At 47.0% G+C, this 19,316-nt stretch carries 18 protein-coding genes; 14 read left to right on the top strand and 4 right to left on the bottom strand.

Annotated features, from left to right (window positions below; translation table 11 throughout):
* Positions 1–35: 35 nt before the first annotated feature.
* On the top strand, positions 36–641 hold the full coding sequence (locus tag K6T22_RS12415; protein WP_238237561.1) for a 3D domain-containing protein: 606 nt from the start codon (positions 36–38) through the stop codon (positions 639–641).
* 104 nt (positions 642–745) lie between these two features.
* Here K6T22_RS12415 and K6T22_RS12410 read toward each other — a convergent pair whose 3' ends face one another.
* Complete coding sequence (locus tag K6T22_RS12410) at positions 746–1,183, bottom strand: universal stress protein (RefSeq protein WP_029342342.1); 438 nt, start codon at positions 1,181–1,183, stop codon at positions 746–748.
* Positions 1,184–1,337: 154 nt separating this feature from the next.
* On the opposite strand from K6T22_RS12410, the gene K6T22_RS12405 reads away from it, so the two are divergent.
* On the top strand, positions 1,338–2,063 hold the full coding sequence (locus K6T22_RS12405) for an SDR family oxidoreductase (protein ID WP_238237559.1): 726 nt from the start codon (positions 1,338–1,340) through the stop codon (positions 2,061–2,063).
* A 56-nt stretch (positions 2,064–2,119) separates the two neighbouring features.
* Here the strand turns inward: K6T22_RS12405 and K6T22_RS12400 are convergent, their stop codons facing one another.
* On the bottom strand, positions 2,120–3,223 hold the full coding sequence (locus tag K6T22_RS12400) for a M24 family metallopeptidase (RefSeq protein WP_238237557.1): 1,104 nt from the start codon (positions 3,221–3,223) through the stop codon (positions 2,120–2,122).
* 155 nt (positions 3,224–3,378) lie between these two features.
* Between K6T22_RS12400 and K6T22_RS12395 the strand changes: the two genes are divergently transcribed.
* Positions 3,379–4,689 carry a DRTGG domain-containing protein gene (locus K6T22_RS12395; protein WP_023469046.1) on the top strand — a complete coding sequence of 437 codons (1,311 nt, stop codon included), beginning with the start codon at positions 3,379–3,381 and terminating at the stop codon, positions 4,687–4,689.
* A gap of 53 nt (positions 4,690–4,742) precedes the next feature.
* Here K6T22_RS12395 and K6T22_RS12390 read toward each other — a convergent pair whose 3' ends face one another.
* Positions 4,743–5,051, bottom strand: a complete 309-nt coding sequence (locus K6T22_RS12390) for a YtpI family protein (protein ID WP_238237556.1) — start codon at positions 5,049–5,051, stop codon at positions 4,743–4,745.
* Positions 5,052–5,114: 63 nt separating this feature from the next.
* Here K6T22_RS12390 and K6T22_RS12385 point away from each other — a divergent pair, with 63 nt between their 5' ends.
* Positions 5,115–6,050, top strand: coding sequence for a DHH family phosphoesterase (locus K6T22_RS12385; RefSeq protein WP_238237555.1), 936 nt, complete (start codon positions 5,115–5,117; stop codon positions 6,048–6,050).
* A gap of 65 nt (positions 6,051–6,115) precedes the next feature.
* Here the strand turns inward: K6T22_RS12385 and K6T22_RS12380 are convergent, their stop codons facing one another.
* Positions 6,116–6,310, bottom strand: a complete 195-nt coding sequence (locus tag K6T22_RS12380; RefSeq protein WP_050677656.1) for a YtzJ family protein — start codon at positions 6,308–6,310, stop codon at positions 6,116–6,118.
* Between the two features lie 146 nt (positions 6,311–6,456).
* Between K6T22_RS12380 and dnaE the strand changes: the two genes are divergently transcribed.
* The 10 genes from dnaE to mdh all read left to right on the top strand — a co-directional run bounded on the left by dnaE (position 6,457) and on the right by mdh (position 19,137).
* Positions 6,457–9,618: a DNA polymerase III subunit alpha gene (gene dnaE, locus K6T22_RS12375; protein WP_238237554.1), complete on the top strand. Its 3,162-nt coding sequence runs from the start codon at positions 6,457–6,459 to the stop codon at positions 9,616–9,618.
* Positions 9,619–9,720: 102 nt separating this feature from the next.
* On the top strand, positions 9,721–10,239 hold the full coding sequence (locus tag K6T22_RS12370; protein WP_238237553.1) for a FadR/GntR family transcriptional regulator: 519 nt from the start codon (positions 9,721–9,723) through the stop codon (positions 10,237–10,239).
* Between the two features lie 21 nt (positions 10,240–10,260).
* Positions 10,261–11,121, top strand: coding sequence for an acetyl-CoA carboxylase, carboxyltransferase subunit beta (accD, locus tag K6T22_RS12365; protein WP_023469040.1), 861 nt, complete (start codon positions 10,261–10,263; stop codon positions 11,119–11,121).
* The gene (gene accA, locus K6T22_RS12360) at positions 11,108–12,043 is read left to right on the top strand and encodes an acetyl-CoA carboxylase carboxyl transferase subunit alpha (protein WP_238237548.1); all 936 of its coding nucleotides are present in this window, start codon (positions 11,108–11,110) and stop codon (positions 12,041–12,043) included. Before accD ends, accA begins: the two co-directional genes overlap by 14 nt.
* Before the next feature lie 147 nt (positions 12,044–12,190).
* Positions 12,191–13,159, top strand: coding sequence for a 6-phosphofructokinase (gene pfkA, locus K6T22_RS12355; RefSeq protein ID WP_268023601.1), 969 nt, complete (start codon positions 12,191–12,193; stop codon positions 13,157–13,159).
* A gap of 65 nt (positions 13,160–13,224) precedes the next feature.
* Positions 13,225–14,973: a pyruvate kinase gene (pyk, locus tag K6T22_RS12350; RefSeq protein WP_238237547.1), complete on the top strand. Its 1,749-nt coding sequence runs from the start codon at positions 13,225–13,227 to the stop codon at positions 14,971–14,973.
* Positions 14,974–15,029: 56 nt separating this feature from the next.
* A complete protein-coding gene (locus tag K6T22_RS12345) occupies positions 15,030–15,500 on the top strand; it encodes a DUF441 domain-containing protein (RefSeq protein WP_238237546.1) in 471 nt (156 codons plus the stop codon).
* A gap of 217 nt (positions 15,501–15,717) precedes the next feature.
* A complete protein-coding gene (gene citZ, locus K6T22_RS12340) occupies positions 15,718–16,830 on the top strand; it encodes a citrate synthase (protein ID WP_023469035.1) in 1,113 nt (370 codons plus the stop codon).
* Positions 16,831–16,901: 71 nt separating this feature from the next.
* The gene (gene icd, locus K6T22_RS12335; protein WP_238237545.1) at positions 16,902–18,176 is read left to right on the top strand and encodes an NADP-dependent isocitrate dehydrogenase; all 1,275 of its coding nucleotides are present in this window, start codon (positions 16,902–16,904) and stop codon (positions 18,174–18,176) included.
* 22 nt (positions 18,177–18,198) lie between these two features.
* Positions 18,199–19,137 (top strand): malate dehydrogenase, encoded by a 939-nt coding sequence (gene mdh, locus K6T22_RS12330; RefSeq protein ID WP_238237544.1) that lies wholly within the window; start codon positions 18,199–18,201, stop codon positions 19,135–19,137.
* The last annotated feature ends 179 nt before the right edge of the window (positions 19,138–19,316 follow it).

Below are 19,316 nucleotides of genomic sequence, written 5' to 3'. Positions count from 1 at the left end.
TAACAAACACGAAACAATGATGGAGGAGAAAATACATGATGAAACGAATGCTCGCAAGTGTTTTAACGGTCGTGTTAGCACTCAGTTCGTTCGCAGGTCTTCAAGCGGAAGCTGCAACTAAGAAAAACGTCAAGTCAACAGTCGATAGCCTAGTCATTCGTCAGAAAGCTACTACTTCTTCGAAAAAACTCGGTCTTCTATATAAGAATCAAACATTATCGTACAAAGCAAAAACGGGTAACTGGTATAAAGTAAGCTACAAAGGAAAAACAGCTTATCTCAGCGCAAGCTACTCGAAAGTCGTGACATCAAGCAGTTCGAAAAAACAATCTACGGGTGGTTGGAAAACAGTCACGAATGTGAGTGCGACAGCTTATACACCGTATGATCCAGGTAGTGGTAACCTGACAGCAATTGGTTGGAACATCAAAAGCTCTAAAAAGAAAGTCGTAGCCGTTGATCCACGTGTCATCCCACTTCGTTCGACAGTCAAAGTGTATTACAAAGGGAAGTTAAAAGGGACATATACAGCTGCTGATACTGGCGGTGCCATCAAAGGCAAGAAGCTCGATATCCTTTACTACTCACGTTCAGAAGCATTCAACTGGGGTCGCCGTACGGTCACAGTAAAATACAAATGATTTCAAACCATCGGACATCGGTTCGATGGTTTTTTGTTTGAATGGAGCGCCAAAAGACCTGTCTTCCTTTTTAGGAAGACAGGTCAGTTTCAGAGAAGAGTGGTTCATAAACGGACGATCAAGACATCACATTTTGCATAACGCGTAATGCTCTCAGAGACACTACCGATGAAGAAACGCTCAACAGCGTTTAAACCGGTCGCGCCACAGATGATTAAATCAGCATCGTGATTAGGGGCGAGTTTTTTTGCGATCGTTACTTTTGGTGAACCGTATTCAATCGCCACTTCGACTTCCTGTACACCGCGATCTTGAGCGGTCTTGACATATTCGTCTAACAATTCCTTCGCGTAAGACTCGGCACGTTCCGTGATGGTACGGTCATATGCTTCTACTGTTGCGAATGTCCGTGTATCAATGACGTGTGCGATGATGAGTTTTGCATCATTTCGCAGTGAAACATCGATTGCCGTCTCGAAGGCACGTTCTGCCTCTTTTGAGCCATCTACTGCTACAAGTACATTATGATAGACGATTGCCATGATGAATCCATCCCTTCGTAATCGATATGATGAGTACACCCTAATTATACCATTCTCTCATTGGAAGCGGACGAAACATTCAACGAGTTCTAAAAATTGTCCTTCCTTTCGATTACGTCGTAAGATGGAGTCAGTGAAAGGGGGCGATGCCAAGATGAGGCACGCATTAATTACGGCAGGTACAAAAGGACTGGGAGAGCGAGTGACACGCCAGTTACTGGAAGAAGGATGGAAAGTAACGGCGTTTCATCGATCTGAACCCGAGTTCGAACATCCGAATCTAGTGACGATTCAAGCAGATGTGACGAACCAAGAAGAATTGAAGCGCGCAACTCAACAAGCGATTGACGGACAAGGTCGAATCGATGCGTTGATACTTAATGCAGGACCCTATATCTTTGAACGGAAAGCATTAGTCGATTACACCGATCAAGAATGGAATGAAGTCATCACTGGGAATCTGACCGCTAGTTTTTGGTTGTTGCGTCAAGTGTTGCCTGTCATGCGCGAGCAAGAATATGGTCGGATCATCACCTATGGTTTTCCGGAAAGCGCAACGGCTCCAGGGTGGGTATGCCGGGCAGCATTCGCGGCTGCTAAAAGCGGTATGGTGAGTTTGACGAAGAGTGTGGCGCTTGAAGAAGCGGAACATGGTATTACAGTCAATATGGTCAATCCCGGAAATATCGTCGGTGACAATAAAACGAAGCGAATTTCTGAAGCGGAGCAAGATGAAGCGACACCAGTCGGAAGAACAGGTGTCGGAGAAGACATCGCTCGGGCTATCTCCTTCTTACTTGCAGAAGAATCGAGCATGATCACAGGAGCAATTCTTGATGTGACAGGTGGCGTCAACGTCGTCCATCAATCACGTAAATGAACATGAAAAACACCTAAGCTATCGACTAGCTTAGGTGTTTTCGTATCGTTTTTGACTTAAGAAGACGGAATCGATTGAAGGTGTTTTGGTGTGCGTGTCAACGCAACAGGACCTTCAGCAGTAAGATGAATATCATCTTCGATGCGGACACCGCCAACTCCTGGGACATAGATGCCTGGTTCGAGTGTATAGACGATACCAGCTTCAGCCGTCAGTAAGTTGTTTGATGCAAGAGACGGGAATTCGTGAACCTCGATGCCGAGTCCGTGACCAACGCGGTGCGTGAAGTACTGACCGTATCCAGCTTCAGTAATGACATCACGTGCTGCCTTATCTAATGAACCGAGTGTCGTACCGATTTGACTCGCTTCTGTCGCAGCTTCGAGTGCTCGACGAACCGTTTCGTAGATTTTTTTCTGTTCCTCGTTCGCTTCGCCATAAATGAAGGTCCGCGTAATATCCGAGCAATAGCCTTTCCAGACGACACCTAGATCGAATAGAACGAAGTCGCCATCTTGGATGACACGATCGCCTGGCACGCCGTGCGGATCAGCGCTGTTTGCACCGAATAGGACAAGCGTATCGAACGACATCTCACGGACACCTTTTTTCTTCATTTCATATTCGATCTTCGCGATGACTTCCATTTCTGTGACTCCAGGACGAATCGCTTGTTTCCCAATCTCAATTGCTTCGTCCGCAAGTTGTGCTGCTTCTTGAAGGATGACAATCTCTTCTGGTGTTTTTTTCAAGCGTAGTCCTTGTAGCGACTCACCGATATCGAGAATCGCTGCATTCTCGAGACGTGAACTCAACTCCTGGTAGCGGCTGAACGTCATATGTTCACCTTCGATACCAATCCGGTTGTTCGAGTGTTCGAATGTCTCGAATAATTCAGCTAGACGATCGAATGGATTTTCGTGATCCTCATACGTCACGACGTCTCCTTCCCAAGGACTCGCTGCGACGATGCTTGCTTCGAGTGCTGGGCAAAATAATGCGTGTTTGCCAGTTACGTCGACGAGGACCGCCATGACACGTTCGTGGGGTTCAGCGTAGACTCCTGAGAAATAAAAGACATTCGCCTTCGAAGTGATGACAGCTAGATCGATTCCTTGTTCTTTCAAGAAATCACTAATTTGATTCGTACGTTCGCTCATATATGACTCCACCTCTCTACTCATTTTCTACATAAGTATACCATCGTCCGATTCGAAAAACATTTATCGTAAATCAGACTAGTACACGTTTTCATCTTTAGAGTAGTACAGTATAATGACAGGAGAGTAGAAAAAAGGAAAAGAAGGGATACAGTATGCCTACGAAACACGAACAGATCATTCGACATATCGAAGATCTTGATGTCGGAACGAAGATTTCCGTCCGACAAATCGCGAAGGACTTGACCGTATCCGAAGGAACGGCCTATCGCGCAATCAAGGAAGCGGAGAATCTCGGTTTCGTTTCGACGATCGAGCGAGTCGGAACGATTCGGATTAAAAAGAAACAAAAAGAAAATATCGAGAAGCTAACGTTTGCGGAAGTCGTGAACATCGTTGATGGTCAGGTCCTCGGTGGACGAAACGGATTACACAAGACACTGACGAAATTCGTCATTGGCGCAATGAAACTCGAAGCGATGATGCGTTATATCGATGTCGATAGTCTCGTTATCATTGGAAATCGCGAAAAAGCGCATGAACTCGTGCTTGAAGCAGGGGCTGCCGTATTAATCACCGGTGGATTCGATACGACAGAGGATGCGAAACGATTAGCAGATGAGATGGAGTTGCCAATCATTTCGACGTCATATGATACGTTCACGGTCGCGACGATGATTAACCGAGCGATCTATGATCGATTGATCAAAAAGGAAATCTTACTCGTCTCGGACATCTTAATCCCGTTACATGACACGTTCTATTTACAGACGACGGATCCCATTTCACGCTGGCATGAGCTAAACGAACAGACAAAACACAATCGTTACCCAGTCATCGACGAACAGATGAAGGTCGTCGGTGTCGTGACAGCGAAGGACATCATTGACCGTCCGCATGACTGGGCTGTTGAAAAAGTCATGACGCGGCATCCGATCACAGTCGGTATTCGTACGAGTGTTACGAACTCCGCGCATCAGATGGTCTGGGAAGGGATCGAGATGTTGCCGGTCATCGATCAATATGGTCGATTGCTCGGAATCATTAGTCGCCAAGATGTCTTAAAAGCATTACAACTCGCGAATCGACAGCCGCAGGTCGGGGAGACATTCGACGATTTGATTACAGGACAAATCAAAGCAGCTGAGGACGAACGGGGACCGTACTTATCGCTTGAAGTCTCACCGCAAATGACAAACTTCATGGGAACTGCTTCGAGTGGTGTCTTAACGACACTTCTAGTCGAAGGAGCGACACGGATGTTACGTCATATGAAAAAAGGTGACCTCGTCATCGAGAACGTCAGCATCTATTTCATTAAACCCGTTCAAATTGAAAGTACGGTAACGATTCGAGCGAATGTCTTTGACGTCGGTCGGAAATTTGGGAAGGTCGATGTCGAGATGTATCAAGGGACACAAATCGTAGCGAAAGCGCTCGTGACGTCTCAACTCATTGACCGTTAACGGCATATAAAAAGGAACCGAAGTCAGGTGACTTCGGTTCCTCTGAATCTTGCTTAGGATTGCTCCATCTCGCGGACAACATACGGATAAATCTTTTTGTACCGGATGAATCCAGCGATGAACGAAGCAACACCGACGATGATTAAAACAGAACAGACGATTTTTCCGACAAGTGTCGTTAATCCGTTCCCCGAAACGAACTGGTTGACAGCAAACAAGATGACGAACAGACTCAACCAAATGCTTGCTTGTGTATTGAACAAGTATTTTCGGTTCGTGCTTTTCGTATGGAACGCGCGGCGTTTTGCTAACAAATACTTACCAAGCGAGAAAACGATGAGGGCGATGAGGATGAATTGCATGCTAAAAGGACCTCCTTTTTGTCTTCATCTAATATCATATCAAGATTAGAGGAGCTGTGCACAGTGAAAGAGCAAATCAAACAACTAATTGAAGCGGCAGATACAATCATCATTCACCGTCATGAACGTCCGGATCCCGATGCACTCGGTAGTCAGTTCGGCTTACAATTGACGTTGCAACATCAATTCCCGAGCAAGACGATTTTATCTGCTGGTGAGATGGCAACATCACTGTCGTTCATGGGTGAACTCGACCAAGTAGACGAGGTGTTGTATAAAGAAGCGTTAGTCGTGATCCTTGATACAGCGAACCAAGCACGGATCGATGGGAAACTCGCGATGACAGGGAAAAACGTCATTAAAATCGATCATCATCCGGATGAAGATCCATATGCACCCGTACAACTCGTCGATACGACGATGAGCTCGACGTCTGAATTGCTCGTTCATGTATTGAATGAGTGGGGATATGACATTCCAACAGCTGCTGCTATTCAATTCTACGCAGGAATCGTCGGCGATACGGGACGTTTCCAGTTCCGTGGTACGACGAAACGAACGTTTGAAGTCGCGGCACAACTGATTGATGCGGGAATCGATACGGATTGGTTGTACCGCAATATGTACGAAATGGAACTTGCGGCGCTCCACGTGCAAGGATATGTTCTTCAACATATTCAATTGACGGATCAAGGTGTCGGATATGTCGTTTTGACACAGGATACATTGAAACAATTCGGAGCGACGGTTGAACAAGCATCTTTGCTCGTCAATAGCTTCGCTGGTTTAAAAGGGATGAAATGTTGGGCACTCTTCCTCGAAACGGATAAGGAAGTGCGCATTCGGATTCGTTCGAAAGGTCCCGTCATTAATGAAGTAGCAAAAGAATTCAATGGTGGTGGACATCCGATGGCGTCCGGGGCAACGATTGGGCAGTTGAGTGAAGTCGAACGTGTCGTCCGTCGTCTGGATGAGGTCGCTGCTAACTTCCAGTTTTAAATGGAAAAAGGCTGCTCGGTCTCACTCCTCTCATTGAGGAAGCGAAACGAACAGCCTTTTTACGCTTATTGCGTCTTTGTTTTGTCTTGCGGAATGAACCAAACACCACGATCTGTGTGATCTTCAATGACATTCAGTTGAAGTTCGGCGACAGACTTGCGAATTTTCTCAGCGATTTCTTCCGTTTCAGTAAAAGCGGTAACACCGAGCTTTAATTGTTCGACTTTTTCACGTGCGATTTGACTACGATTTAAAATCATGAGAAACGCTCCTTCCGTACCCGTCATGATATTTCTATACTTATTGTAGCGAATAATAAATCAGATGGCGAGTACTTGAGTCAGTTAGATATGAATGTTCTGAAAACTTTTAGAAACCTCCATCAGAAGAGAAAGGAGAATGGAAGATGCATATAAATGTTCGAACGCAATTTAGTCCATTACAGAGTTTAGTTCGTATCGAGACGTATCTAGACGAGCTTGTCCGTCGTCAAATTAAGCGAGCGGTCATCTGTGAAACGACATTGACAGGAGTTCCTGCATTCATCGATGCGTGTCAGCGTCGTAATGTGCAACCGGTCGTCGGCTGGGAGCAACGAATCGAAGAAGAAGAGTTTTGTATCTTATGGTTTGCTTTTTCTTCTGATGGACTGCGCCAACTGTATCGATTAGCAAGCCGGCAATCGGAGACGGACGTTTCATCACTCATTGCAGTGCTCGTTCCGATGCGACAGGCATCTGAAGATGTGACACGTTTACGTCGTTCCTTCGTTCAATGGATGGGACATGTTCAGGGGGCGCAGACATACATGGGCGTAGTCTCTAGTCGTTCGACCGTTGAACGAGAGAGTCGTATGCGTTACCGAGAAGTAGCAGCAGCGCTTGGTGTTGAGACGATTCCGGTTGATCCCGTACGTTACCTCCGTCGAGATGAAGCCGCAGCTTATCAAGCGATTCGTGCCATTCGTGAAGCGACGACGTTCCAGGATCAAAAAACAGATCGTCTGATGCATTTAAAGACGCGGGAAGAATTACTCGAAGACTTTACCGAGCGAGAAATCATGATGGCAGAGCAGTTTGCCGCAACATCTGAACACTTAGAACTACCGTTTCAACAACGTCCATTACCACGCGTCGCAGAAGATTCGAATGCGTTGTTACGGATGCATGCTGAAGAAGGATTACTAGCGCATGGTCATGAAAGTAAAGAAGCGCAGGAACGGCTCGCCTATGAGTTGTCTGTCATCGATAAGACAGGATTTGCCGACTATTTCTTGATCGTTGAAGAACTTGTCCGCCGCGCGAAAGCAAAAGGCATCTTCGTTGGACCAGGTCGTGGTTCAGCAGCTGGGTCGCTTGTCAGCTATGCGCTTGGGATTACGACGGTCGATCCACTGAAATACGGATTACTATTCGAACGATTCTTGAACCCGGAGCGGATTTCGATGCCGGATATCGATATCGATATCGAAGATGAACGGCGAGAAGAAGTATTAGAAGATCTCGTAACGCGTTATGGACAAGACCATGTTGCGCAGATTGGTACATTGTCGACGCTTGGTGCGAAAGCCGCTCTGAGAGACGTCGGACGAACGCTAGAGTTTTCGAAGGATGAATTAGATGCGGCTGTCAAACAGCTCGGGAAATCAACGACGCTACAAGGGGTCGAACAGAATAAACAGATGTATCGTTGGTTTTCTGGAAGTGAAAAGCGCCGACAACTTTTGCAACTCGCGCAAGCAGTCGAAGGTCTCCCGCGACAACGGTCGGTTCACGCAGCTGGTGTCGTCATCGGTTCCGAGAATCTCGTCGAGACGACACCTGTCGAAGCCGGTCCAAATGAACGGTACGTGACACAGTTTTTGATGCAGGCATTAGAACGCCAAGGGTTGTTGAAAATCGACTTGCTAGGGTTACGGAATTTAAGTCGTTTGCGTCGGATGGAAGAATTGATTCGAAGAGAACAACCCTCCTTTACACTCACGCAAATTCCAGAGGAAGACCGCGCGACGTTCCAAGTCTTTGCCCGTGCTGAAACGGATGATATCTTCCAATTCGAATCGTCCGGAATGAAGCAGACACTCCGCGACGTAAAACCGAATCGGTTCGAGGATTTGGTGGCAACGATGTCACTGTATCGTCCGGGACCGATGAAATTCATTGATCTATACGCGAAGCGAAAAGCCGGTCAACCTTATCAGATGTTGCATCCGGTGTTAGAGGAAGTGCTTGCCTCAACGCATGGCATCATCGTCTATCAGGAGCAAGTCATGGAAATCACGCGCCGCGTGGCTGGTTTTACGCTGGCACAAGCGGATTTATTACGTCGTGCGATTTCGAAGAAAAGTACGGATTCCCTTGAGCAGGAGCGAGTTCGGTTCCTTGAAGGAGCAAAATCGAATGGATTCGATGATACGATTGCCAGTTCCTTATATGAGCAAATCGAACGATTTGCTGGATATGGATTCAACCGAAGTCACGCGGTCGCCTATTCAAAAATCAGTTATGCTCTCGGGTATATCAAAGCCCATTTCCCACACATTTTCTTACTCGTTTCAGTGGAACAACCGGAACGTCTCGTTCGGTTGATGCGCGAACGACGTCTTCCGATCTTGCCACCCGATATCTGGATTTCAGATTATCGTTCTTCCTTGGAAGGCAAAGGGATTCGACTCGGAATCCATGTCATTAAAGGTATTTCTGAACGAGAGTTTGAGCGGTTGAAAGAGGTATCGAAGCATGCGGCGACGATCGCTGACCTATTGACTCAAGTCGGTTGGGGTAAGAAGGAACGCGCAAAAATTGAATTGTTACTCTACAGTGGAGCGTTAGATCGCGCGACGCACGGAGATCGCGGGCTTGCTGAACAAGAGGTACTTGAGTATTTCACGGAGTCGTCGAACACCTTATTGCCAGATGAATTAGCCATCCTAGGGAAGCGTCGGACGCAAAAGTCATCGAATCGAAGCGATTCTGACTGGGCACGTCTAGAACGAGAATCGCTCGGGTTCTGGTTGACGTATTCGCCATTAACGACAGCGATGAAATCACCGATCGAGTCTACCTATTTTCATGACCTTGGAGTCGGAACAGATACGCATTATTTAGTCTGCTATATTGATCAACTCCGAGAATTCAAGACGAAACGTGGTCAAACGATGGCTGTCATTCAGGCAGTCGACGGTTATTCGAATGAAGAGGTCGTCGTCTTCCCGAGTCAATATGAACGATTCCGCCGGTCACTTTATTTAGGGAATGTGTTGTTAATCGAATTAAAGGTTCAAGATCGCGAAGGAGAGCGTCAATTCATATTGGAACGCCTACGACCACTGGGACAAGATGTTTTGTTCATCAAGTTAACGTCGAAAAATGAGCTTGCCGCTCTCGAACAGTTGCTTGAAACGGTACCAGGTGATATTCCGGTCGTCGTTCGCTACGCTGATTCACGTGAGACGAAATCGTTACCACCACTCTATGCGGTTCGCCATGACGAGGAATTAATGGCTCGTCTACGCATGCAGTTTGGTGAAGATCATGTCGTCTTGAAAAATGTCCCTCGCTCAAACTAGTACTAGGTAATAAGATTTGTTATAATAAGGGGTAATTGGTCTGACCAATGCCACCGAATAAAGCAACCGACTGAAGGGTCAGAAAGGTGGTGCCGTATCGATATGGAGAAGAAACGAAATGCATTTGAAGCCAATATCGCGGCGATTAAATTGATGATCGAACAAGATGGATTAGTTCCAGGAGACCGGATTCCATCAGAACGGGAACTGGCAGAACGTTTATCCATCAGCCGACCGTCCGTACGAGAAGCATTACGGACGCTCGCATATTTAGGAATCGTCGAGACACGACATGGGGGCGGAAGCTTTCTATTGAACCGTGACGATCATACCTATATTCAAATCATTGCTCAATTCTTAGTGACTGGCGATTCGAAGTTCGAAGACTTGGCAGGAACGCTTCGCTTGCTTGAGCAAGCAGCGCTCGCGCAACTGGATGACCTTTCGGTGCTTGCACCAGTCGTTGCATCCGATGCTGCGTTTCGTGAGACGTTGATTCAGACGGTCGACAACGATCTGTTTGAACGAATCTGGCGACAAGTCAATGCCTTCCATAAAAGCTTCGGTCAAGGGGAACTCTATACGCAGGCGGAACGGGAACAACTCTTGAACCGCCCATAGGATGACAAGGGGGAACTGAACGTGCAAGCATTTTTTCGAAAACCTAAAAAATTCGTCACGCTGACTTCAAAGGAGCAGCGTGTCGATGTACCGGTTGGCCTAATGACAAAATGTCCGAAATGTAAATTGATCCAATATACGAAACAACTGGAGGCGAACTTACGTGTCTGTTCATGTGGGTATCATCATCCATTGACCGCTCAAGAACGTTTTACACAGTTATTCGATGAAGGTTCGGTAACGTATTTCGATCTGCCGGCAGTTCAAGCGGATCCACTCGGATTCCAAGACTATCCGGAAAAATTAAAAGGCGACCAAGTCAGAACGGGTCTTGAGGAAGCGATCGTCTGTGGCGTCGGGAATGTGAATGGTCACCCACTCGTCGCTTGTGTCATGGATGCGCGATTCCGGATGGGTTCGATGGGAGCGGCAGTCGGTGCTGCGATTTCTGAAGCTGTTCGTTATGCAACGAAACATCGTCTACCTGTCACGATTTTCTCCGCTTCAGGTGGAGCCCGGATGCAAGAAGGTATGGTCAGTCTCATGCAAATGGCGAAATCGAGTCTTTTCTTAAAACAGCATTCAGACGCTGGATTACTTTATATTTCTTGTATGACGCATCCTACAACCGGTGGTGTATCAGCAAGTTTTGCGATGCTCGGTGACTTCAATATCGCTGAACCAGGTGCGTTGATCGGGTTTGCAGGTCGACGAATCATTGAACAGACGATTCGTGAAAAACTACCGGAAGATTTCCAAACAGCAGAATTCTTATTACAAGCAGGTCAATTGGACGATGTCGTATCACGACATGATCTGAAGACGTACTATACGCGAATCTTAAAGCTACATGCGGAGGGAACGAACCATGCAACCATTTGACCAACCAGTCATTGCTTTACGTGAAAAAATTCTTGAGCTCCACGATATGGCGGAAACACAAGGACTTGATTTCAAGGAAGAACTCCAACTTCTTGAAGAACGTCTTCATCGGTTAGAACTCGATATTTACGGGAATATGAAAGCGTGGAATCGTGTTCAGTTGGCACGTCATCCAGAACGTCCAACGACACTCGATTACATTGAATCGATTTGTGAAGATTTCATCGAATTGCACGGAGATCGTCATGGATATGATGATGCGGCAATCGTCGGCGGAATCGGAACATTGAATGGTCGTCCGGTGACGATCATCGGTCACCAACGCGGGAAAGACACTAAAGAAAACATTCGTCGTAATTTCGGGATGCCACATCCGGAAGGATACCGAAAAGCACTACGTCTCATGCAACAAGCGGAGAAATTCAATCGACCGATCATTACGTTCATCGACACGAAAGGGGCTTATCCTGGACGTGCTGCAGAAGAACGCGGTCAAAGTGAAGCGATTGCGAAAAACTTGTTTGAGATGGCTGGCATGACGGTTCCGATCGTCTCGATCGTAATCGGTGAAGGAGGGTCAGGTGGTGCTTTAGGAATCGGAGTATGCGATCAACTCTTGATGCTCGAGAACTCAACGTATTCCGTCATTTCTCCTGAAGGTGCTGCAGCACTACTATGGAAAGACGCGAGTCTTGCGGAAAAAGCGGCGGAATCGATGAAAATCACAGCACCCGATTTGTTACGACTCGGGATTGCGGATGCGATCATTCCGGAAGTCGTCGGGGGAGCCCATCTTGATGTGTCATTACAGGCGGATAAATTAAAAACTGTATTGGTACAGAAGCTCGAATCATTGGTTCATTTGACCAAGGAAGAGCTCATCAATCAACGGACCGAAAAATATCACCAAATTGGCACATAAGCACCATGTAATCGCTATCATGATTGATATTACTCATTTCCGGATTCAGTGATGAAAAACCAAGGGAAAGTTTATGCAATCTGCCCTGTTGTAAAACAAGAAAACAACGTGCTATTTTAGATTCAGATTAATGGAGAGGTGATTAACGTGAGTTTAAAACGGATTGCTGTCTTAACGAGTGGCGGCGATGCACCAGGTATGAACGCCGCGGTGCGTGCTGTCACGCGTAAAGCGATTTTTCATGGCTTAGAAGTATTTGGTGTCTACAATGGCTATCAAGGATTAATCAACGGGGACATTGTCCAGTTGAACCTTGGATCAGTCGGCGACATCATTCAACGAGGTGGAACGTTCTTACGTTCGGCACGTTGCCCTGAGTTCCGTACGGAAGAAGGACGAGCAAAAGCAGTCGTCAATCTTCAGAAATTTGAAATTGATGCACTCGTCGTCGTAGGCGGAGACGGGTCGTATCGTGGTGCCCAAAAATTGACAGGACTTGGTTTCCCGACAATCGGACTACCAGGTACGATCGATAACGACATTCCAGGAACGGATTATACGATTGGGTTTGATACAGCGCTTAACACGGCGCTCGAAGCCATCGATAAAATTCGTGATACAGCATCATCACATGAGCGGACATATGTCATTGAAGTCATGGGACGCGATGCAGGTGATATCGCATTATACGCAGGACTTGCTGGTGGAGCGGAATCAATTCTTGTTCCTGAGCGCCCTGAAGATTTAACAGAAGTCCTCGAGCGAATTCAAAGTGGTGTCAACCGCGGTAAAAAACACTCGATCGTCATCGTCGCCGAAGGTGCGGGTCGCGCTCAAGACGTGGGAGACGCAATCGCAAAAGAAACAGGTCTCGATACACGCGTCACGGTTCTTGGTCACGTTCAACGTGGTGGAGCACCAACGGCAGCGGACCGTGTACTTGCAAGTCGGATGGGGGCGCACGCCATCGAAATCCTACTTCAAGGAAAACAAGGACGCGTCGTAGGTGTACGTGGCGGTAAGATGATCGATCTCGATATCGATGAGGCACTCGACGAAAATAAACACGAGCTGGATCTTGAAATCCTCGAGCTTTCAAAACAGCTTTCGATTTAACGAACGTCGATAGGATTGAAATGGGCAAGAGAACTTGGCCAAACACCGTAGGAGGTTTATGGAATATGCGTAGAACTAAAATTGTATGTACGATTGGACCGGCGTCAGAAAAACGTCTTCCAGAAATGATCGAAGCAGGTATGAACGTCGCTCGTTTGAACTTCTCACACGGCGATTATGAAGAGCACGGTGCACGTATCACGGATATCCGTCGTGCAGCAGAAGAAGCAAACAAAATCGTTACGATTCTTCTTGATACGAAAGGACCAGAAATCCGTACACATTCGTTTGAAGAAGGAAAAGCGCTTCTCGAACGTGGTCAAGAAGTCATCATCGTCAGCGGAGACGCAAACGAAATCGTCGGAACGAAAGATAAATTCTCTGTCACATATGAAGGACTCTATGATGATGTCGAAGTTGGTTCGATGATCATGCTTGATGACGGTCTCATCGGTCTTCGTGTCACTGAAAAACTTCCGAACCGTGAGCTTCGTTGTTCAATCGAAAACGAAGGCGTCATCAAGACGAAAAAAGGCGTTAACTTGCCAAACGTGAAGGTTAACCTTCCTGCTTTGACAGAAAAAGATATTGCTGATATCGAGTTCGGTATCAAGAGCGATATCGATTTGATTGCGGCATCTTTCGTACGCCGTGCGTCAGACGTCGTTGCGATTCGTCAATTGCTTGAGAAAAACAACGCGAGCCACATCAAAATCTTCCCGAAAATCGAGAACCAAGAAGGTGTCGATAACATCGAAGAAATCCTCGCGATTTCGGACGGTTTGATGGTAGCGCGTGGTGACCTCGGTATCGAGATCCCAACGGAAGAAGTTACGCCAACTCAAAAAGACTTGATCAAGCTTTGTAATGACTTCGGTAAACCAGTCATTACAGCAACACAAATGCTTGATTCGATGCAGCGTTTCCCACGTCCAACACGTGCTGAAGCATCAGACGTCGCGAACGCGATTCTTGATGGTACGGATGCAATCATGCTTTCAGGTGAGACAGCAGCAGGGGACTATCCAATCGAATCTGTCCAAATGATGCACTCGATCGCAAAACGTACAGAAAAAATGCTCGACTACAAGCTCTTGTTGAAAGATCGTCAAACACGTAGTGAGCACACAGTTACAGACGCAATCGCTCAAGCCGTTACGCACACTGCGATCAACTTGGACGCAAAAGCAATCTTGACACCGACACAATCGGGTTACACAGCAGCACGTATCTCGAAATACCGTCCGGAGCCGAACATCGTCGCTGTTACACCAAGCGCACGTGTCGCACGTCAGTTGAACATCGTATGGGGCGTGTACCCAATCGTCGTTGATCATCTCTCAGACAACACGGATGATATGTTGACACTTGCTGCGGACACAGCTAAAGATGCTGGTTTCGTTACAGATGGTGACCTCGTCGTCATCTCAGCAGGTATCCCTGCCTTGACTGCTGGTACAACGAACATGTTGAAAATCCACATCGTTGGTAAAGAAATCGCAAACGGTCGTGGAATCGGTGAGCGTGGTGTCGTTGGCGAAGTCGTCATCGCAAAAAACGCTGAAGAAGCAAACGCGAAAGCGAAGCCAGGCATGATTCTCGTTACGAACTCAACAGATCGTGACATGATGCCTGCAATCGAAATGGCTGCTGCGATGATCACAGTTGATGGCGGATTGACAAGCCATGCTGGAATCGTTGGACCATCACTCGGTAAACCAGTCATCGTTGGTGTCGAAGATGCATTGACAGTCTTCAAAGACGGTCAAATGATCTCAATCGATCCATTGACAGGTAAACTGTATAACGCATAATCCATTCATGACGGACGTGACTTAGGTCATGTCCGTCTTTTTTTTGAGGAGGACGTATGGAAGCCTATCTATTTTTGATTGCCCTCGTCTTCATCGGGGTCATCGCACAAAATAAATCACTGATCATTGCTGCTGCCTTTCTACTGATCATCAAGGCAATCGGGCTCGACAGTCGATTGTTTCCTTCCTTGCAGGCAAAAGGAATCACTTGGGGCGTCACGTTGATTACGGCAGCGATCCTTGTACCGATTGCAGCAGGGGACATTGGATTTAAAGAACTTCTACAAAGCATTCGGGGACATATCGGCATCATCTCATTTTTATCAGGAATTTTTGTCGCAATCGTCGCAGCACACGGTGTTGGACTGATGAAAGAAGATCCGCTCGTCACGACAGCTTTGCTAGCTGGAACGATTCTTGCAGTCGGACTTTTCCGAGGCGTACCGGTCGGTCCGTTAATTGGTGCCGGCATTGCTGCACTCGTCATCGGAATGTGGGATGTCATCGCAAAAGCGTTCACTGGATGAGTCGAATCCATCGAGTGAACGAATTAATTTTTTGATAATAGTATGCAAGTTCATTCACTTTTTGGGTAATTTTGTTTATACTAAGAACAGAAACAAGATGGTTTATTCAAGAGTACAGCGGTACAAGCATGGGGAACGACTCTTGAGTAGACGTCTTTTTTTCAATACGGAAATGAAAGCGTTTTAAATTTCTGGGGAAAAAAGGGGGATTATTGTCATGACGCAAACTAAAGGTTTAGAAGGAATCGTCGCGACTTCATCGAAAATCAGTTCGATCATCGATGGTCAATTGACGTATGGCGGTTATACGATTGATGATTTGGCGGAGCACGCCTCATTTGAGGAAGTCGTCTTCTTACTGTGGAACGACCGTCTACCAAAAGAAGAGGAATTGAAGCAACTGTCGGAAGCATTGATTTCCGAAGCGACAGTCGCAACTGCCGTTCTCGAGACGATGAAGGCAGCACCAAAGTCGGCGAATGCGATGGCGACGATTCGGACGGCGCTCTCTCAACTCGCGCTTTACGATGAAACATCGGAAGATATGTCGACTGAGGCGAATTACGCTAAAGCCATCAAATTACAAGCGCAAATCGCAACGCTTGTTACAGCTTACGCACGTATCAAAAAAGGACAAGAACCGATTGCACCTAAAACAGGTCTTTCTTACGCAGGAAACTTCTTGTTCATGTTGACAGGCGAAGAACCGACGGAAGTTGCGGAAAAAGCCTTCAATCAAGCGCTCGTCCTTCACGCTGATCACGAGTTGAACGCTTCGACGTTCACGGCACGCGTGTGTGTCGCGACACTCTCTGACGTCTACTCAGGTGTGACAGCAGCGATGGGCGCATTAAAAGGACCACTTCACGGTGGAGCGAACGAAGCCGTCATGAAGATGTTGCTTGAAATTGATTCGGTTGAAAAGGTTGACGAGTATGTTCATAATAAACTTGAGAACAAGCAAAAAATCATGGGCTTCGGTCACCGTGTCTACAAGGACGGCGACCCACGTGCGAAGCATCTTCAAGAAATGAGCCGTCAGCTGACTGCTCAAATCGGGGAGCCGAAGTGGTACGAGATGTCAGTTAAGATTGACGAAATCGTCCAATCGGAAAAAGGATTGAAACCAAATGTTGATTTCTATTCTGCTTCTACGTACCATGCACTTGGACTTGATACAGAATTATTCACTCCAATCTTTGCTGTAAGTCGGATGTCAGGTTGGTTGGCGCACATTTTAGAGCAATATAGCGATAACCGTCTGATTCGCCCGCGTGCAGACTACACGGGTGAAACGCACCGGACATACGTGTCCATTCAAGAACGTTAAAAGGACGGAGAGGAGTAATCCTCTCCTGATTTTTGATGTAGATCACAATTACTTAAGGGGGATTTTTAGACATGGCTACACTTCAAGGCGAAAACATCACAGTAACGAACGGTACACTTCAAGTTCCAAACTCACCAATCATTCCATTCATCATCGGTGACGGAACAGGACCTGACATTTGGAATGCAGCTGTACGTGTATTCGATGCAGCAGTTGAAAAAGCATACAACGGTAAGAAAAAGATCGAATGGAAAGAAGTATACGCTGGTGAAAAAGCATTCAACAAAACAGGTAACTGGTTACCAGAAGAGACACTTGACCTTATTCGTGAGCACATCATCGCAATCAAAGGACCACTTACGACACCAGTCGGCGGCGGTATTCGTTCATTGAACGTTGCACTTCGTCAAGAGCTTGATTTGTACACATGCCTTCGCCCAGTTCGTTACTTCACAGGTGTACCTTCACCGGTTAAACGCCCAGAAGATACAGACATGGTCATCTTCCGTGAAAACACTGAAGACATCTACGCAGGAATCGAATACGCAGAAGGCAGCGAAGGCGCTGAAAAACTGCTTCAATTCCTTCAAAATGAAATGGGTGTCAATAAAATCCGCTTCCCTGAGACATCTGGTCTTGGAATCAAACCGATTTCAAAAGAGGGAACAGAACGCCTCGTTCGCGCAGCAATCGAATACGCACTCGAGAACAAACGCGCTTCATTGACGCTCGTTCATAAAGGGAACATCATGAAGTTTACGGAAGGTGCTTTCAAAAACTGGGGCTACGAGCTTGCTGAGCGTGAATACGCAGAGCATGTCTTCACTTGGAACCAGTACGATCGCATCAAGGAAGAAGAAGGAACAGACGCTGCGAACAAAGCACAAGCAGACGCAGAAGCTGCTGGTAAGTTGATCGTAAAAGACTCCATCGCTGATATCTTCTTACAACAAATCTTGACTCGTCCAAAAGAGTTCGATGTCGTTGCGACAATGAACTTGAACGGTGATTACATCTCAGATGCACTTGCTGCACAAGTCGGTGGTATCGGAATTGCACCTGGCGCAAACATCAACTACATGACAGGTCACGCGATCTTTGAAGCAACTCACGGTACAGCACCGAAATACGCTGGACTTGATAAAGTAAACCCATCATCTGTCATCTTGTCAGGTGAAATGATGTTCCGTCACCTCGGTTGGAACGAAGCAGCAGATCTCATCATCAAATCGATGGAAACATCGATCGAAGCAAAAGTCGTCACATACGACTTCGCGCGTCTCATGGATGGTGCGACTGAAGTGAAGTGTTCTGAATTCGCGGACGAACTCATCAAAAACATGTAATCCGATCAGGAGGAATGAGTCGATGAACAGACGGAAGAAGATCGCAGTCATAGGAAGTGGCTTTACGGGCGCGACGACGGCACTCTACCTTGCCCAGCAAGAGTTAGGTGATATCGTCCTTGTCGATCGACCAGAGCAAGAGAATCCGACGAAAGGAAAGGCGCTTGATATGCAAGAAGCAGCGCCGATCCTCGGATTTGATGCCTCGGTAAAAGGGACATCGGATTATGCAGAAATCAACGGTGCGGATATCGTCGTCATCACTGCCGGCATTGCTCGAAAGCCGGGCATGAGCCGCGAAGACCTTGTAAGTACGAATGCCGCCGTCATGACAGCTGTGACGAAGGAAATCGTCACCCACGCACCAGAATCGATCATCATCGTTTTGACGAACCCGGTCGATGCGATGACGTATACGGTCTATCAGGCATCTGGTTTTCCGAAGGAGCGCGTCATCGGGCAGTCCGGCGTTCTCGACACGGCGCGTTTTCGGACGTTTCTAGCAGAAGAACTCAACGTTTCTGTGAAGGACGTATCGGGATTCGTGCTCGGTGGACACGGAGATGATATGGTACCGCTACTGCGCTATTCTCAGGCAGGAGGAATCCCAATCGAGAAGCTCGTATCGAAGGAGCGACTAGATGCGATTGTCAACCGGACCCGTAAAGGGGGCGGTGAAATCGTTCAGTTACTCGGAAACGGTTCTGCTTATTATGCGCCGGCAGCAGCGATTGCTGAGATGGTTGAAGCGATTTTAAAGGATCAGCGACGGATTCTTCCGGCAATCGCTTATCTCGAAGGAGAATACGGATACGATGATATGTACTTCGGCGTACCCGTCATTCTTGGCGGGAACGGTGTTGAGCATGTGTATGAACTTGAGCTGACTGCCGAGGAGCAGGAAGCACTGAATCGATCAGCTTCTACCGTCCGTTCTGTGCTCGACTTATTAAAATCCTGAATTAAAAAAAGACGAACCTGTCCTTTTCGACAGGTTCGTCTTTTTCGTCTCCTCATAACCGATAGGGGGAAGCATGGTGTGACAATTTGGCATACCAAGGACAGACCAGTATGAGAAGGAACGTCAGCCAAGGAATCAAATAACCAATCCTTAAAAAATAACCTTGATGTTCCATATGT

The sequence above is a fragment of the Exiguobacterium acetylicum genome (assembly GCF_022170825.1).
Classification (GTDB): domain Bacteria; phylum Bacillota; class Bacilli; order Exiguobacteriales; family Exiguobacteriaceae; genus Exiguobacterium_A; species Exiguobacterium_A acetylicum_B.
The sequence above is the reverse complement of the archived record's forward strand: the minus strand, read 5'-3'. Positions and strand labels throughout refer to the sequence as shown.

Coding starts and splice junctions, on each gene's coding strand:
- accA (WP_238237548.1), top strand. CDS start 11,108: ATGCAACCATTTGACCAACCAGTCATTGCTTTACGTGAAAAAATTCTT.
- K6T22_RS12345 (WP_238237546.1), top strand. CDS start 15,030: ATGGAAGCCTATCTATTTTTGATTGCCCTCGTCTTCATCGGGGTCATC.
- K6T22_RS12405 (WP_238237559.1), top strand. CDS start 1,338: ATGAGGCACGCATTAATTACGGCAGGTACAAAAGGACTGGGAGAGCGA.
- K6T22_RS12395 (WP_023469046.1), top strand. CDS start 3,379: ATGCCTACGAAACACGAACAGATCATTCGACATATCGAAGATCTTGAT.
- icd (WP_238237545.1), top strand. CDS start 16,902: ATGGCTACACTTCAAGGCGAAAACATCACAGTAACGAACGGTACACTT.
- K6T22_RS12410 (WP_029342342.1), bottom strand. CDS start 1,183: ATGGCAATCGTCTATCATAATGTACTTGTAGCAGTAGATGGCTCAAAA.
- K6T22_RS12400 (WP_238237557.1), bottom strand. CDS start 3,223: ATGAGCGAACGTACGAATCAAATTAGTGATTTCTTGAAAGAACAAGGA.
- K6T22_RS12390 (WP_238237556.1), bottom strand. CDS start 5,051: ATGCAATTCATCCTCATCGCCCTCATCGTTTTCTCGCTTGGTAAGTAT.
- K6T22_RS12380 (WP_050677656.1), bottom strand. CDS start 6,310: ATGATTTTAAATCGTAGTCAAATCGCACGTGAAAAAGTCGAACAATTA.
- K6T22_RS12370 (WP_238237553.1), top strand. CDS start 9,721: ATGGAGAAGAAACGAAATGCATTTGAAGCCAATATCGCGGCGATTAAA.
- mdh (WP_238237544.1), top strand. CDS start 18,199: ATGAACAGACGGAAGAAGATCGCAGTCATAGGAAGTGGCTTTACGGGC.
- K6T22_RS12415 (WP_238237561.1), top strand. CDS start 36: ATGATGAAACGAATGCTCGCAAGTGTTTTAACGGTCGTGTTAGCACTC.
- dnaE (WP_238237554.1), top strand. CDS start 6,457: ATGCATATAAATGTTCGAACGCAATTTAGTCCATTACAGAGTTTAGTT.
- pyk (WP_238237547.1), top strand. CDS start 13,225: ATGCGTAGAACTAAAATTGTATGTACGATTGGACCGGCGTCAGAAAAA.
- citZ (WP_023469035.1), top strand. CDS start 15,718: ATGACGCAAACTAAAGGTTTAGAAGGAATCGTCGCGACTTCATCGAAA.